The sequence below is a fragment of the Achromobacter sp. MYb9 genome (assembly GCF_002975275.1).
In the GTDB taxonomy this organism is placed as follows: Bacteria; Pseudomonadota; Gammaproteobacteria; order Burkholderiales; family Burkholderiaceae_B; genus Achromobacter.
The window spans coordinates 552,651-565,284 of sequence record NZ_PCOQ01000001.1; the positions used below are offsets into that span (position 1 = coordinate 552,651).

At 64.8% G+C, this 12,634-nt stretch carries 13 protein-coding genes and 2 tRNA genes; 10 read left to right on the forward strand and 5 right to left on the reverse strand.

Annotated elements, in window-relative coordinates:
* Positions 1-3: 3 nt before the first annotated feature.
* The 5 genes from CQ050_RS02475 to CQ050_RS02495 all read left to right on the forward strand — a co-directional run bounded on the left by CQ050_RS02475 (position 4) and on the right by CQ050_RS02495 (position 3,905).
* The gene (locus tag CQ050_RS02475; RefSeq protein WP_105555239.1) at positions 4-636 is read left to right on the forward strand and encodes a paraquat-inducible protein A; all 633 of its coding nucleotides are present in this window, start codon (positions 4-6) and stop codon (positions 634-636) included.
* Positions 633-1,268 (forward strand): paraquat-inducible protein A, encoded by a 636-nt coding sequence (locus CQ050_RS02480; RefSeq protein ID WP_105555240.1) that lies wholly within the window; start codon positions 633-635, stop codon positions 1,266-1,268. The genes CQ050_RS02475 and CQ050_RS02480 overlap by 4 nt, the downstream gene beginning before the upstream one ends.
* Entirely contained in the window at positions 1,265-2,929 is a 1,665-nt protein-coding gene (locus CQ050_RS02485; protein WP_105555241.1) for an intermembrane transport protein PqiB, read from the forward strand. The genes CQ050_RS02480 and CQ050_RS02485 overlap by 4 nt, the downstream gene beginning before the upstream one ends.
* Positions 2,926-3,552: a membrane integrity-associated transporter subunit PqiC gene (locus tag CQ050_RS02490; protein WP_105555242.1), complete on the forward strand. Its 627-nt coding sequence runs from the start codon at positions 2,926-2,928 to the stop codon at positions 3,550-3,552. Before CQ050_RS02485 ends, CQ050_RS02490 begins: the two co-directional genes overlap by 4 nt.
* A 74-nt stretch (positions 3,553-3,626) precedes the next feature.
* On the forward strand, positions 3,627-3,905 hold the full coding sequence (locus tag CQ050_RS02495; RefSeq protein ID WP_105555243.1) for a DUF2164 domain-containing protein: 279 nt from the start codon (positions 3,627-3,629) through the stop codon (positions 3,903-3,905).
* A gap of 119 nt (positions 3,906-4,024) precedes the next feature.
* Here the strand turns inward: CQ050_RS02495 and CQ050_RS02500 are convergent.
* From CQ050_RS02500 to CQ050_RS02515, 4 genes are all read right to left on the reverse strand, one after another.
* Positions 4,025-4,109, reverse strand: a tRNA-Leu gene (locus tag CQ050_RS02500).
* Positions 4,110-4,288: 179 nt separating this feature from the next.
* Entirely contained in the window at positions 4,289-4,777 is a 489-nt protein-coding gene (gene secG / locus CQ050_RS02505) for a preprotein translocase subunit SecG (RefSeq protein ID WP_105555244.1), read from the reverse strand.
* A gap of 21 nt (positions 4,778-4,798) precedes the next feature.
* On the reverse strand, positions 4,799-5,545 hold the full coding sequence (gene tpiA, locus CQ050_RS02510; protein ID WP_105555245.1) for a triose-phosphate isomerase: 747 nt from the start codon (positions 5,543-5,545) through the stop codon (positions 4,799-4,801).
* A 130-nt stretch (positions 5,546-5,675) separates the two neighbouring features.
* Positions 5,676-6,653, reverse strand: coding sequence for an NAD(P)H-quinone oxidoreductase (locus CQ050_RS02515; RefSeq protein ID WP_105555246.1), 978 nt, complete (start codon positions 6,651-6,653; stop codon positions 5,676-5,678).
* 151 nt (positions 6,654-6,804) lie between these two features.
* On the opposite strand from CQ050_RS02515, the gene CQ050_RS02520 reads away from it, so the two are divergent.
* From CQ050_RS02520 to CQ050_RS02540, 5 genes are all read left to right on the forward strand, one after another.
* Positions 6,805-6,892 (forward strand) — tRNA-Ser (locus CQ050_RS02520).
* A 222-nt stretch (positions 6,893-7,114) separates the two neighbouring features.
* Positions 7,115-7,630, forward strand: coding sequence for a sigma-70 family RNA polymerase sigma factor (locus CQ050_RS02525; RefSeq protein WP_105555247.1), 516 nt, complete (start codon positions 7,115-7,117; stop codon positions 7,628-7,630).
* On the forward strand, positions 7,627-8,583 hold the full coding sequence (locus tag CQ050_RS02530) for a FecR domain-containing protein (protein ID WP_105555248.1): 957 nt from the start codon (positions 7,627-7,629) through the stop codon (positions 8,581-8,583). Before CQ050_RS02525 ends, CQ050_RS02530 begins: the two co-directional genes overlap by 4 nt.
* A gap of 102 nt (positions 8,584-8,685) precedes the next feature.
* The gene (locus CQ050_RS02535; RefSeq protein ID WP_105555249.1) at positions 8,686-11,073 is read left to right on the forward strand and encodes a TonB-dependent siderophore receptor; all 2,388 of its coding nucleotides are present in this window, start codon (positions 8,686-8,688) and stop codon (positions 11,071-11,073) included.
* A gap of 168 nt (positions 11,074-11,241) precedes the next feature.
* Positions 11,242-11,679 (forward strand): universal stress protein, encoded by a 438-nt coding sequence (locus CQ050_RS02540; RefSeq protein WP_105555250.1) that lies wholly within the window; start codon positions 11,242-11,244, stop codon positions 11,677-11,679.
* A gap of 14 nt (positions 11,680-11,693) precedes the next feature.
* On the opposite strand, the gene CQ050_RS02545 is transcribed toward CQ050_RS02540, so the two are convergent.
* Positions 11,694-12,632 carry a hydroxymethylglutaryl-CoA lyase gene (locus CQ050_RS02545; RefSeq protein ID WP_105555251.1) on the reverse strand — a complete coding sequence of 313 codons (939 nt, stop codon included), beginning with the start codon at positions 12,630-12,632 and terminating at the stop codon, positions 11,694-11,696.
* Positions 12,633-12,634 lie beyond the last annotated feature (2 nt).

Consider the following 12,634-nt stretch of genomic DNA (forward strand, 5'->3'; position numbering starts at 1 on the left):
CACATGAACGTTTACCCCCACCTGGTGGCCTGTGAACACTGCGACAGCGTTTACCAACGTTGCGCATTGGCGGCAGGCGAGGTCGCGCGATGCCGTCGATGTGAGGCCGTGCTCCAGCGCGCCAATCCGGGGGATGTGAATCGGTGGTTGGCGTTGACCCTCACAACGGCAGTCGTGTTTCTGATCGCGAACGTTTGTCCAGTCGTGCGCATCAGCCTCAATGGAACCCGCCGAGAAGCAACGTTGTGGGAATTTGCATGGGCCCTGGCCCAAGGAAGCGTTGCGCCTCTTGCGATAGTTGCCGCGCTGGTGATTATCCTGGTGCCGCTTGCGCAGATCGCGTTGCTGTCGTGGGTGCTGATCTTCGCGCGTGCGGGCCAACGCGCGCCGGGCTTTGCCCCGGCCCTGCGGATGCTGGCGCGGTTGCGGCCCTGGAGCATGGTGGAAGTCGGCATCCTCGGCATTCTCGTGGCGATCATCAAGCTGGTGAGTCTTGTGGAAGTCACCCTCGGCGCGGGTGTCTGGGCGACTGCGGCCCTGATGGTATTGCTTACCGTGATTGCCCACCGAGACCTCTCTTCTCTGTGGGACCAGACCGAACATGATCCGAAAGTGCTGAGCAGAAGCGCGGTATGAACAAGCCGCCATTCGCAAGCGATTTATCAGTCGTGGGCTGCCACACATGCGGCCTGGTTTGCGAACACCAGGACACGCCCGGGCGAGCCGTTCCCTGCCCGCGCTGTGGCTCGCCCCTCCACCATCGGCGTCCGAACGGTATTGCACGCGCCTGGGCGCTGCTTCTGACCGCCGTTATCTGCTACATCCCCGCCAATGTATTGCCGGTCATGCACACCAGCCTGCTGGGCAGAGGCAGCAGCAGCACGATCATGGAAGGGGCGGTGGAGTTCTGGACGTCGGGCTCCTATGGCATCGCACTGGTGATTTTCATCGCGAGCGTGGCGGTCCCTTGCGCCAAATTCCTGATTCTGGGGTTGTTGCTCGCGACCTCCCAAAGGCGTAGTCGATGGGCAACGCGAGAGCGCGCCAAGTTGTACCGCATGGTGGAGTTTGTCGGGTATTGGTCGATGCTTGATGTGCTGGTGGTGGCCGTCGTGGCGGCACTGGTGCAGTTTCAAGGTCTCACCGATATATCGCCTCGCATCGGCATCCTTTTCTTCGGCATGGTCGTGATTTTCACCATGCTTGCAGCCATGTCGTTCGACCCCAGACATATTTGGGATGGTGAAATCAATGGTGGTGATGCATGAATGATTCTTCCAGGGCGCTTCCTGAGCCCGGCGCTCCTACGGTGATACCACGCAGGAAATGGCGGATCTCGCTCGTCTGGCTGGTCCCTCTCATCGCCGTGTTGGTCGGCCTGTCCATGCTGGTGCAGACCTGGATGACGGAAGGCCCCGTGATCAATATCACGTTTCGTACTGCCGCCGGTCTGGAAGAGGGCAAGACCCTTGTGAAATACAAGGACGTAAACGTAGGCACGGTAACAACGATCGGGCTCAACGAAGACGGTTCCCGTGTGGTTGCAACGGTGGCGTTGGATAAAGATGCGGCGAGCCTGGCGCGCGAGGACTCTCGATTTTGGGTGGTGCGCCCGCGCATCGGCATCGACGGCGTTTCCGGGGTAGACACGCTCCTGTCGGGTGCATATATCGGCGTCGATCGGGGGCAATCGACGGAGCCCGGCAAGGAGTACACCGGCTTGGAAAGTCCGCCCACGGTCATCGGCGACACGCCCGGCCGATCTTTCGTTCTGCATACCGAAGATCTTGGCTCGTTGGACGTCGGATCGCCCGTCTATTACCGACGCATTCAAGTCGGCCGTGTTGCGTCATATCAGTTGGGCGAGGATGGCAAAGCGGTCGCGCTGCGGGTCTTCGTCAATGCGCCCTACGACCGTTTTGTCACCACGGAAACTCGCTTCTGGAATGCCAGTGGTGTCGATGTCTCGCTGGGCGCGGACGGGTTCAAGCTGCAAACCCAGTCGATCGCCACCATTCTGGCCGGAGGAGTTTCGTTCGGCACGTCTTCGGGCGTATCCGGCGAGCCAGCGGCAGCGGACGCCGCATACGAATTGGCCAAGGATCAGCAGGCAGCGCTGGCCCCGCCCGACGGGCCAGCGCAAACCGCCTACCTGGTGTTTGAACAATCGTTGCGGGGCCTGACCGTCGGCGCGCCCGTGCAATTTGATGGCATGGACCTGGGTAAGGTCGTCTCCATCAAGCCAGATTACGATCCGGTGAAGCGTCGCTTTCAATCCCGGGTCGGCATTGTGGTGTTTCCGCAGCGGCTGAGCGACATCATGGAGAAAATGCCGGCGCTCGACGGCACCGACGAAGACCGGCTGGTACGCATGCTGCAAGAAATGGTGGCGCACGGTCTGAGGGCTCAGGCCAGGACGGGAAACCTGCTGACCGGCCAACTGTTCATCGCGTTGGACTTCATACCCAACACGCCAAAGGTCGCCTTTGATCCTCAACATCGTCCGATAACGCTGCCGACCGTCAGTGGCAGCTTCGATCAATTGCAGGAGCGGGTAGCCAGCATCGTGGGCAAGATCGACAAGATGCCCCTGGACAACATCGCGCGCAATCTTGACGCCTCCTTCGCCAACCTCAATAAAGCGCTGTCGCAGGTGAATGCCCTGGTTCTGCCGCAAGCCACGCAGACCCTGCGTCAGGCGCAACAAACCATCGGCGCCGCGCATGGAATGCTTGCCGAAGATGCCACGTTGCGACAGAGCGTTGGCCAGACCCTTCAGGAGATTCAACGCGCCGCCCGTTCGGTCCGCACGTTGACCGACCTGTTGAGTCGGTATCCCGAGGCGGTGGTGCGAGGCCGCCCTAAGCACGCCACACTCGAGGCTCCCAGAGAACCGCCCGCCAGCACGATAGAGACGCCAAAACGATGATCCGACCCATTCGCTTCTGCCTGCTTGCCATGGCACTGGGGCTTGCGGCTTGCACCGCTTCCGCGCCTGTTCGCCATTACACGCTGCTAACCCCCCAGGGGGCCATTCAACCTCCGGGCGCCCCGGCGCGCTTCGTCGTCGAAGTGCTGCCGGTAAGTGTGCCGGAATACCTGAATCAGCCCCAACTCGTTGTGAGGCAAGACGACAGCGGCATGCTCGCCGTCCTGGATGACGAGCGGTGGCTGGGGCCGTTGGACGAAGAGATACGTAACGCCCTGTCGGCGCAGCTGGTCGATGACCTGGGCACCCAGGATGTCACCGGATTGTCATGGCCGGGCGATGCGCAGGTAATCAGGGTGAAATTGCAGATTCGCCGGTTGGATGCATGGCCTGGAAAGCGCGTGCAACTTGAGGCCGGTTGGACCCTGGGGGACGCACGCGAGCCCGGGAATGCCAGGTTGGTGTGCCACGGACGTTTTGAAGAAGCCGCCAGCGACGGATATCCTGCGCTTGTGCAAGCGCAGCAGCGCTTGATCGCTGCGTTGGCCCGGCAGATCGGCCAGGACGCAACGACGTGGTCGGCCTCACCCCAGGCGAAATGCGGACTTTCGAAAGCGCCCTAGCCGGACTCTGATAGCCTTTGGCGGTATCGCGGTATGGTCCATCATTGGAACCTCCCAGAAGGCGCAAGATCCCCATGACGATTGAATTGGAAAAACAAACCCGAGCCACTGCCATCGCGTCGATTCAACGGTATTTCGACGAGCACATGGAAGCGCCTATCGGCAATATCGCGGCGGGAGCGCTGCTTGGGTTTTTTCTAGAGGAAATCGGCCCGACGATATATAACCGAGCGGTCGCCGACGTGCAGGAGCGGCTGCAGCTGCGCGTATCTGAACTGGATCTCGAGGTACGCGAGGACGAGTTCGCCTACTGGCGCAAGTACGCGCGGGGAAACAACAAGGGGCCGAAGTAGCGCGGCGTTCCGTCATGAGCGCGATACGTGGATGCGGCACCGCCCGCCCCACAGCCCCGCACCAAAGCAAAAAGCCCGCTGAAACGTAACGTTTCAGCGGGCTTTTTACGAGGAATTCTTGGTGCCGACGGCGAGACTCGAACTCGCACAGCTTTCGCCACTACCCCCTCAAGATAGCGTGTCTACCAATTTCACCACGTCGGCATTCACCAATTTCCTGACGTCGCCATAGGCATTGCCAGAAAGTCGAGCATTCTAGCACGAATTGAACGAACGACGGAAGCGGCCCCAAATACTCCACCTGCCGCCGCGTCCATCCTCGGCATCCGCCCCCCAAAGAAAAAGGCCGGCATCCGCCGGCCTTCCTCTGGATCTGCCCGAACTTACTTGGCAGGCGTTTCGGCCGGCTTCTGGCCCGCAGCCGGTGCAGCAGGCGTAGCCGGAACCGACGGCACCGATGCATCAGGCTTGGCCGGGGCGGCAGGCGCTGCCGGCACCGAACCCGGCGCAGGCGAGGCGGCACCCGGAACCGACGAACCGCCAGTGGCGGGCGCGGCGCCCGGCACTTGGGGCACGGAACGGTCCGACGGGAAGCTCTGCATCACGCCGGAGTCCACGGCCGGGCCGCTGGTGCCCTTGTGGCTGACGTAGGCCAGGCCGGCGGTGGACGCGAAGAAGACCACGGCGGCCCACTTGGTGGCGCGCGACAGGAAGTTGGCGGCGCCGGTGGCACCGAACAGGCTGCCGGACGAACCGCTACCGAAAGCGGAACCCATGTCGGCGCCCTTGCCCTGCTGCAGCAGGACCAGAACGATGATAGCCAGCGCCGAAAAAACTTGGACGGCCAGCAGAAGTTTAAGCATCAAGGGCATTACAGACTCCGGAACGGAAACTTAGATGGCGGCAATACGCAAAAATTCTTCAGCCACAAGCGACGCGCCGCCGACCAGGGCTCCGTCGATATCCGTCATGGCGAACAAACTGGCGGCGTTGGCAGCTTTGACGCTGCCGCCGTACAAAACCTGCACCTGGGCCGCGCCCAGCGCGCGCAAGGCGGCGCGAATGGCGGCGTGGACTTCTTGCGCCTGCTCGGGGCTGGCGGTACGGCCAGTGCCGATGGCCCAGACGGGCTCGTAGGCCAGGACCATGCGCGACACGGCGTCGGCGCCCAGCGCCAGCACGGGCTTCAACTGGCGTTCGATGACGGCCAGGGTGTTGCCGGCTTCGCGGTCGGCCAGCGACTCGCCCACGCAGACCACGGGGGTCAGGCCGGCGGCCAGCGCGGCTTGCGCCTTGGCGGCCACGATTTCATCGGTTTCACCGTGCAGCACGCGGCGCTCGGAGTGGCCGGCCAATGCCCAGCGGCAACCGAATTCTTTCAGCATCGCACCGGAGACTTCGCCGGTGTAGGCACCCTTTTCGTGCGCGCTGACATCTTGCGCGCCCCAGGACACGTTGCTTCCGGTCAGGGCCGAACCGGCTTGCGCCAGATAAGGAAACGGAACACAGATGCCGATGTCGCAGTGGCTCGCGGCATCCGCGGCGCGCAGCTCGGTCAGCAACGCGGCGTTCTCGGCCAGGTTGCCGTGCATCTTCCAGTTGCCCAACACGAGGCGGGCGCGGTTTTCGACTGAAGTCATGGCGCAATTGTCAGAGAGGGTGAGTCCCGGGGCATGACACGACCGCCCACGGGCCTGCCTGGAAAAAATTCCAGGCGAAACCCGAGATTGTATCCTGTTGCGCGGCGATACGCCGAACGCCGCGCGTTTCTTACATTGTCAGGATGATTTTGCCGATATTTTCGCCGCCTTCCATCATGGCGTGCGCCTTGGAGGCCTCGGCCAGGGGGAACGTGGCGTGTACGATCGGCTTGATGGCCCCTTTTTCCAGCAAGGGCCATGCGTGTTCGCGCAGGGCGCGCGCGATGGCGCCCTTGAAATCAACCGACCGGGGACGCAGGGTGGACCCCGTGATGGTCAGGCGACGGCGCATGACCTGGGACGTGTCCACATCGGCGCGCGCGCCGCCCAGTTGGGCGATGATCACGATGCGGCCGTCATCCGCCAGGCATTGCATGTCGCGGGCGATATAGTCGCCTGCCACCATGTCCAGAATGACGTCCACGCCGCGCCCGCTGGTGGCGTCCATGACTTCCTTCACGAAGTCCTGCGTCTTGTAGTTGATGCCCTTTTCGGCGCCCAGCGCTTCGACGGCGCGGGCGCGGTCGTCGCTGCCGACCGTCGCGTAGACCCTGTTGCCCATCGCGCGGGCCAGCTGGATGGCCGTGGTGCCGATGCCGCTGGCGCCGCCATGCACCAGCAGGATTTCGCCGTCGGACAGGCGGCCGCGGTCGAAGACGTTGCTCCAGACGGTGAAATACGTTTCCGGCAAGCCGGCCGCTTCGATGTCGGACAGGCCTTTGGGGATGGGCAAGCATTGCGCCACCGGCGCGACGCAGTATTCGGCGTAACCCCCGCCCGCCACCAGGGCGCAGACCTTGTCGCCTACGGCAAAGCCGCTGCCAGCCAGGTCGCCACCCACGATTTCACCGGCCACTTCCAGACCCGGCAGGTCGGAGGCGCCACGCGGAGGGGCGTAGTTGCCCTTGCGCTGGAATACGTCGGGGCGGTTGATGCCCGCAGCGCTGACTTTGATCAAAACTTCACCCGCGCCGGCTTCGGGCGTGGAGCGTTCTACGGGGACCAGGACCTCGGGGCCGCCGGGGCGGGAGATTTCTACAGCGTGCATCGCGTGCCTCCTTTGCAGCAAATGGATTATTATTGCGCCCTTTACGGCATATCGCGTTGCCGTTCGGGCAGAATGTTTGCCTGACGGCCGAATCGCCGTGCTGCGCGCGCAAGTCGACCCGACGCGCTCGCAAGACACATCAGCAGACCCCGGAAGCGTGGCAGAGTGGTCGATTGCACCGGTCTTGAAAACCGGCAACGGGCAACCGTTCGTGAGTTCGAATCTCACCGCTTCCGCCAAATACCCTTGGCAATCGCAAGGCCCCGGCCGCCCCGCGCATGTAGCGGGCACGCCGCGCGCGCCGACGCCCCGCCCTTTTCCCCCTCTGCATCCACGACGACGCCCCCTCTCGCTCGCCTGCGGCCGTCCGGGCCGGGCCGAGGGTGATCCCTGCTATTTGCCGGCCGCCTTTTTCTATATACTGAATGATACTTATTCCTATTTTTTAAGATCTTCAGTTCATGGGAAAGCACTCCGCCCATTCCGCCCTGGCTTCCCTATACGTGAACTATCGCCCTTGGCTGGTGGATCGCCTGCGGTTTCGGCTGCGCAACCAGGCGGACGCTGAAGATCTGGCGTCCGACACGTTTCTGCAGGCCGCCGTCAGCCGCGAGCCCGTGGCCTCGATTGTCGAACCCAAGGCGTACCTCTCCACCATCGCCCGCCGGCTGCTGTTCCATTTCTGGCGCCGCCGCGAACTGGAACAGGCGTATCTGCAATGGCTGGCCCTGCATGCCGACGACATGGCGCCGTCGCCCGAAGCCGTCGCGCTGGGCGTGGAAATGCTGATGCGGGTGGATGCGGTGCTGCATGGCCTGCCGCCCGCGGCGCGCGCCGTGTTTCTCTATAGCCAATTGGACGGATTGAGCTACGACGAAATCGGCCGGCGCATGGGCTTGTCGGCGCGAACCGTGCAGCGGCACATGGCGATGGCGCTTGAACGTTGCCTGCGCGTGCGCCGCGAGGGGCACGCATGACGCCCGAGATCGATCGCCAGGCCGTGCAATGGATGCTGCGCCTGACCGCCGGGGACGCCGATGCGGCCGAACAGCTTCGGTTCCAGCAATGGCGGCAGGCGGACCCCGCGCATGCCCAAGCCTGGACCACCCTGCAGGAAAGCGTGGCGGGGCCGCTTCAAGCGCTGCGCGCGCTGGGCGCGACCCAAACGCCGGATTCCGCCGGCGCGGCGTTGCGCGGCATGCTGGTCCGGGGCCCGTCACGGCGCCTGTTCCTGGGCAAGACCCTGGCGTTGACGGGCGTTGCCGTGGGCGCTAGCTGGTTGGGTGCGCAGCAATGGCAACAGCGCGGCGACCTGGTCACCGGCACCGCCGAACGCCGCACGCTTGCGCTGGACGACGGCAGCCAGTTGCAGCTGAATGCGGACAGCCGGATCCGGCTGGAATTCACCAGCGCGGTGCGGCGGGTTCGATTACTGCACGGCGCGTTGATCGCCGCGGTGGCGCCGGATGAAGCCCGCCCGTTCGGGGTCAGCACGGACGACGGCACGGCGTGGGCGCTGGGCACCCGCTACATGGTGCAGAAGGAAAGCGACCATAGCGTGGCGGCCGTGCTTGAGCATACGGTGCGGGTACGCACGCGCAACGGCGCGACGGAGCAACTGGCGCAGGGGCAGGCGGCAGCCTATGGCGCCGCTGGCATCCGCCGGCTGGAAGGCACCCCTGCCAACGCACTGGCGGCCTGGGAGGCGGGCCGGATCGACGTGCTGGACGCGTCACTGGAAGAAGTCGCCTCGGCGTTGCGCCCCTACATGCGGGCCACGCTGCACGTGTCCGACGCGGCGGGCCGGCTGCGGGTGCAGGGCGTGTTCTCGCTGGATCGGCCCGATGAAGCCTGGGCCGCGCTGGCGGCGACCTTGCCGCTGCGCATCGATCATTACGGCGGCTTGCTGATGTGGGTGGACCGGGCCTGAGGCCCGCGCCGCGCGGTTTTTACAATTTTGTTGTCCGGTTTTTGGGCGCCGATACACCTCTGGGTAGGAATTCGAGAAATCAGCAACCCGGAGTTGTACGTCATGCATCCTTTGTATCGGGCCGGCCTAGCGGTCGCCGTCGCCGTGGTTTCCCCTGCCGCCCTCGCGCAATCGGCGCCCACCAGCCAGCAATACGAGATTCCCGCCGGGCCGCTGGCGGTCGCCCTGAACCGCATCGCGGCGCAGAACAACCGCGTGCTGTCGGTGGATCCGGCCATGGTGCGCAATATCAACGCGCCGGCGCTTAGCGGCAGCTACACGTTGAACGACGCGCTTGGCCGCGTCACGGCGGGATCCGGCCTGGAGGCCGTCACCCTGCCCGGCGGCGCGCTGACCGTGCGCCGCGCGCCCCAGTCGGCCGTGACGACGCTGGCGCCGATCAACGTCACCGCCAACGCGGAAACCGCGTGGAGTCCCGTGTCCGGCTACGTGGCCAAGCGCAGCGCCACGGGCACCAAGACCGACACGGCGATCCTGGAAACGCCGCAGTCGATTTCCGTGGTCACCGCCGACCGCATCAGCGCCATAGGCGCCACCACGCTAAGGGATGCCCTGGGCTATACGCCTGGCGTGGCGATCACGACGTACGGCGCCGACTCCCGGTACGACTGGATCGCGATCCGTGGCTTTGACGCTTACTCGCCGGGCTTCTACCTGGATGGCATGCCACTGCGCAACAACGGCAACTGGGGAATCTGGCAGACCGAGAACTACGGCGCCGAACGGATCGAGATCCTGCGCGGGCCCTCTTCCGTGCTGTACGGGCAGACCGGCCCCGGCGGCCTGGTCAACGTCGTCAGCAAGCGGCCGACCGAGGAGCCTCTGCATGAATTGCAGGCGCAGTTGGGCGACCACGCGCGGCGCCAGCTGGCAGGCGACTTCTCCGGCCCGGTTGATGAAGACGGCAAATGGCTCTACCGCATCACCGCGATGGGGCTGGATTCCGAGATGCCGGAACACGGCATCTCGAACGACCGCCTGTACATCGCACCGTCGCTGACATGGCGGCCGTCAGCGGATACGTCATTGACGCTGCTGTCACAGTATGGCCGCAAGGACGGCGGCACCTACACCCGGGCGCGCCCCGCGGCAGGATCTTTGGTGCGCACGCCTGCCGGCACGCATATCCCCAGTGACCTTTTCGTGGGTGAACCCGACTACGACTCGTTTGACCAGACACAATGGATGGTCGGCTATCTGTTCGAACATCGCGTCAATGACGCCGTGACCCTGCGCCAGAACGCGCGCTACGGCAAGCTGCGGGTCGACTACGCGGCGGTGCAGTCGCTGGGGTATCTGCCCGTCAACGACAACCCGTCGGATCCGGCCAATTACCAAACCTTGCGCCGCAGCGTATCCGGCAGCAAGGAGAACATTTCCAGCTTCACCATCGACAACCAGGCGCAGACGGATCTGCGCTTCGGCGATTGGCAGCATCGGCTGCTGCTGGGCGTGGATTACCAGCGCACGGCCATCGACCAGGTCAGTTTCAATGGCGGCTACGCGCCGCCGCTCTCCATCTACGATCCCGTCTATGGCCGCGGCGGCATCGAACGGCCCCGGCCCTGGATGGATGCCGACATCACCGTGGCGCAAACCGGTGTGTACCTGCAAGACCAGATCAAGTGGAACGACCGATGGGTGCTGACCTTGGGCGGCCGGTACGACGATGTGTCAGGCAAGATGCGCAACCGCCAGGACGGCACCGCCACGCGCTTTCCCGACCATCAGTTCACCGGCCGCGCCGGCCTGGTCTACGTGGATCCGGCAGGCTGGGCGCCGTACCTGAGCTATTCGGAATCGTTTTCTCCCACCGTCACCATCGACCCGGTCAGCGGCACGCCCTTCAAGCCGGAAACCGGCAAGCAATACGAAGCCGGCGTGCGCTATCAACCGGTCGGACGCTCGGACAGCTACAGCGCCGCGATCTTCGAGCTGCGCCGCAAGAACTACATCACCTACGACAGCCAATCGATGCCCAGCCAGAAGGGCGAAGTGCTGGTGCGCGGGTTGGAGCTTGAGGCCGCCTTCCAGCCGCTACCGCGTTTGAATGTCGTCGCGGCCTATACCTGGACGCCGAAGGCCGATGTGGTCGAAAGCAGCAACCCCGCAGAGGTCGGCAAGCAGGCGACCGCCGTGCCCAAGCATCGCGCGTCGCTCTGGCTGGACTACCGGTTCGAATCCGCCGTCAAGGTCGGCATCGGCGCCCGCTACACCGGGTCGAATTTCGGCGATGGCGAAGCCGCGCCGGTCAAGGTGCCGTCGTTCCTGCTGTTCGACGCGATGATCGGCTACCAGATCAAGAACTGGACCCTGGCGCTGAACGCCCGCAACCTGACCAACAAGACCTACATCGCCAACTGCGGCTATGGCAACTGCTACTACGGCGACCAGCGTACCGTCGTGGGCACGGCGACGTATCGCTGGTAAAGGCCCGGCGGGGCGCCGGCCCGGGTTTCGGGGCCAGCGCTTGATCAGCGTCAGACGCCCTCCCGCGCGCGCCTTCCAGGCCGTGCGGGGCGGGCGTAGTATGAGGCTGTTGTTTTCGCCCGCGTGGCGGCCATGACCGCGCCGCCCTCTCCATCCCAGGAGGTTGCCATGTACAAGCACATTCTCATCCCCATCGACGGATCCAGCCTGGCCAACACCGGCCTGGAACAAGGGTTGGACCTGGCCCGCGCGCTAGGGGCCAGCGTCACCGTGGTGACGGCCTATGGCAGCTTCCAAATGCCTTCAATGGAAACCGTGCAGCTGGAAGGCGTGCGCAAAACGTATGAACACCAGGCCAAGGAATTGGCCGGCTCGTACCTGACCGAAGCCGCCGCCCGCGCCAAGGCCCTGGGCGTGCCGTGCACGACTGAAATGCGCGAAAGCGACACGCCGTATCAGGTCATTATCGACATCGCCTTGACGCAAGGCTGCGATCTGATCGCGATGACTTCGCATGGCCGCAGCGGCATGGCCGCGCTGCTGCTGGGCAGCCAGACGCAAAAGGTGCTGGCGCACTCCACGGTGCCGGTGCTGGTGTACCGCTAACGCGCGGCGCGGCGTTACGCGGCGGCCGCCACGGCCGCCGCGCCGTGGAACGTCTTGGGGATGCCTGCCGCGGCCACGCCGCTGCGCAAGGTCTCTTGCGGCAAGGCGTCGGCCAGCAAGGCGCGCGCGGCCAACAACCGGGTAAGGTCCACGCCGGTCCGGTAGCCCATGCTTTCCAGCATGAACACCAGGTCTTCGGTGACGATGTTGCCCGAGGCGCCCGGGGCAAACGGGCAACCTCCCAGCCCGCCCAGGCAGGAATCGAAACTGCGGATGCCTTCGTTCAGGCCGGCCAGCGCGTTCGCCAGGCCCAGGCCCATGGTGTCGTGCAGGTGCAGCTTGGTCAGCAGGCTGCCCACGGCGTCCTGCGTGGCGCGCACCACGTCGCTCACCTGCGCGGGGTGCGCATAGCCCACCGTGTCGGCCAGCGCGATTTCATCGACGCCAGTGCGCGCCACCGCCGCGGCCACCGACGCCACCCGCCGCACGGCGACATCGCCTTCCATCGAACAACCGAACGCCGTGGCCACCGCCGCATCGATGCGCATGGGGCGCGGCTGCGATCGCACCCAGTCCACAATGGACGCCATCATCTCCACTTGCGCGTCGGTGCCCTTGCCCACGTTGGCGTGGCTGTGCGTGTCGCTGACCGAAATCGGAAACGACAGCACGTGCGCGCCCGCCTCGTAGGCGGCAATGGCGCCCTTCAGGTTGCAGGCCAGCGCACACACGGTCAGGCCGTCTATCTGCAGGACGTCGGGCAGGATGGCGCCCGTATCCGCCATCTGCGGCACCAGCCGCGGCGATACGAAGCTGCCCACCTCGATCTCGCGCAAGCCCGCCTGCGCTAGCTGGCGGATCCAGCGCAGCTTGTCGGCCGCCCGCATCATGCCCTTGGCCATTTGCAGCCCGTCGCGCGGGCCCACCTCGCAAAGCCTGACTTCCTGATTCATAT

Excerpts from the sequence above, each read along its gene's own strand:
- CQ050_RS02475 (WP_105555239.1), top strand. The coding sequence starts at position 4 with ATGAACGTTTACCCCCACCTGGTGGCCTGTGAACACTGCGACAGCGTT.
- CQ050_RS02480 (WP_105555240.1), top strand. The coding sequence starts at position 633 with ATGAACAAGCCGCCATTCGCAAGCGATTTATCAGTCGTGGGCTGCCAC.
- CQ050_RS02485 (WP_105555241.1), top strand. The coding sequence starts at position 1,265 with ATGAATGATTCTTCCAGGGCGCTTCCTGAGCCCGGCGCTCCTACGGTG.
- CQ050_RS02490 (WP_105555242.1), top strand. The coding sequence starts at position 2,926 with ATGATCCGACCCATTCGCTTCTGCCTGCTTGCCATGGCACTGGGGCTT.
- CQ050_RS02495 (WP_105555243.1), top strand. The coding sequence starts at position 3,627 with ATGACGATTGAATTGGAAAAACAAACCCGAGCCACTGCCATCGCGTCG.
- secG (WP_105555244.1), bottom strand. The coding sequence starts at position 4,777 with ATGCCCTTGATGCTTAAACTTCTGCTGGCCGTCCAAGTTTTTTCGGCG.
- tpiA (WP_105555245.1), bottom strand. The coding sequence starts at position 5,545 with ATGACTTCAGTCGAAAACCGCGCCCGCCTCGTGTTGGGCAACTGGAAG.
- CQ050_RS02515 (WP_105555246.1), bottom strand. The coding sequence starts at position 6,653 with ATGCACGCTGTAGAAATCTCCCGCCCCGGCGGCCCCGAGGTCCTGGTC.
- CQ050_RS02525 (WP_105555247.1), top strand. The coding sequence starts at position 7,115 with ATGGGAAAGCACTCCGCCCATTCCGCCCTGGCTTCCCTATACGTGAAC.
- CQ050_RS02530 (WP_105555248.1), top strand. The coding sequence starts at position 7,627 with ATGACGCCCGAGATCGATCGCCAGGCCGTGCAATGGATGCTGCGCCTG.
- CQ050_RS02535 (WP_105555249.1), top strand. The coding sequence starts at position 8,686 with ATGCATCCTTTGTATCGGGCCGGCCTAGCGGTCGCCGTCGCCGTGGTT.
- CQ050_RS02540 (WP_105555250.1), top strand. The coding sequence starts at position 11,242 with ATGTACAAGCACATTCTCATCCCCATCGACGGATCCAGCCTGGCCAAC.
- CQ050_RS02545 (WP_105555251.1), bottom strand. The coding sequence starts at position 12,632 with ATGAATCAGGAAGTCAGGCTTTGCGAGGTGGGCCCGCGCGACGGGCTG.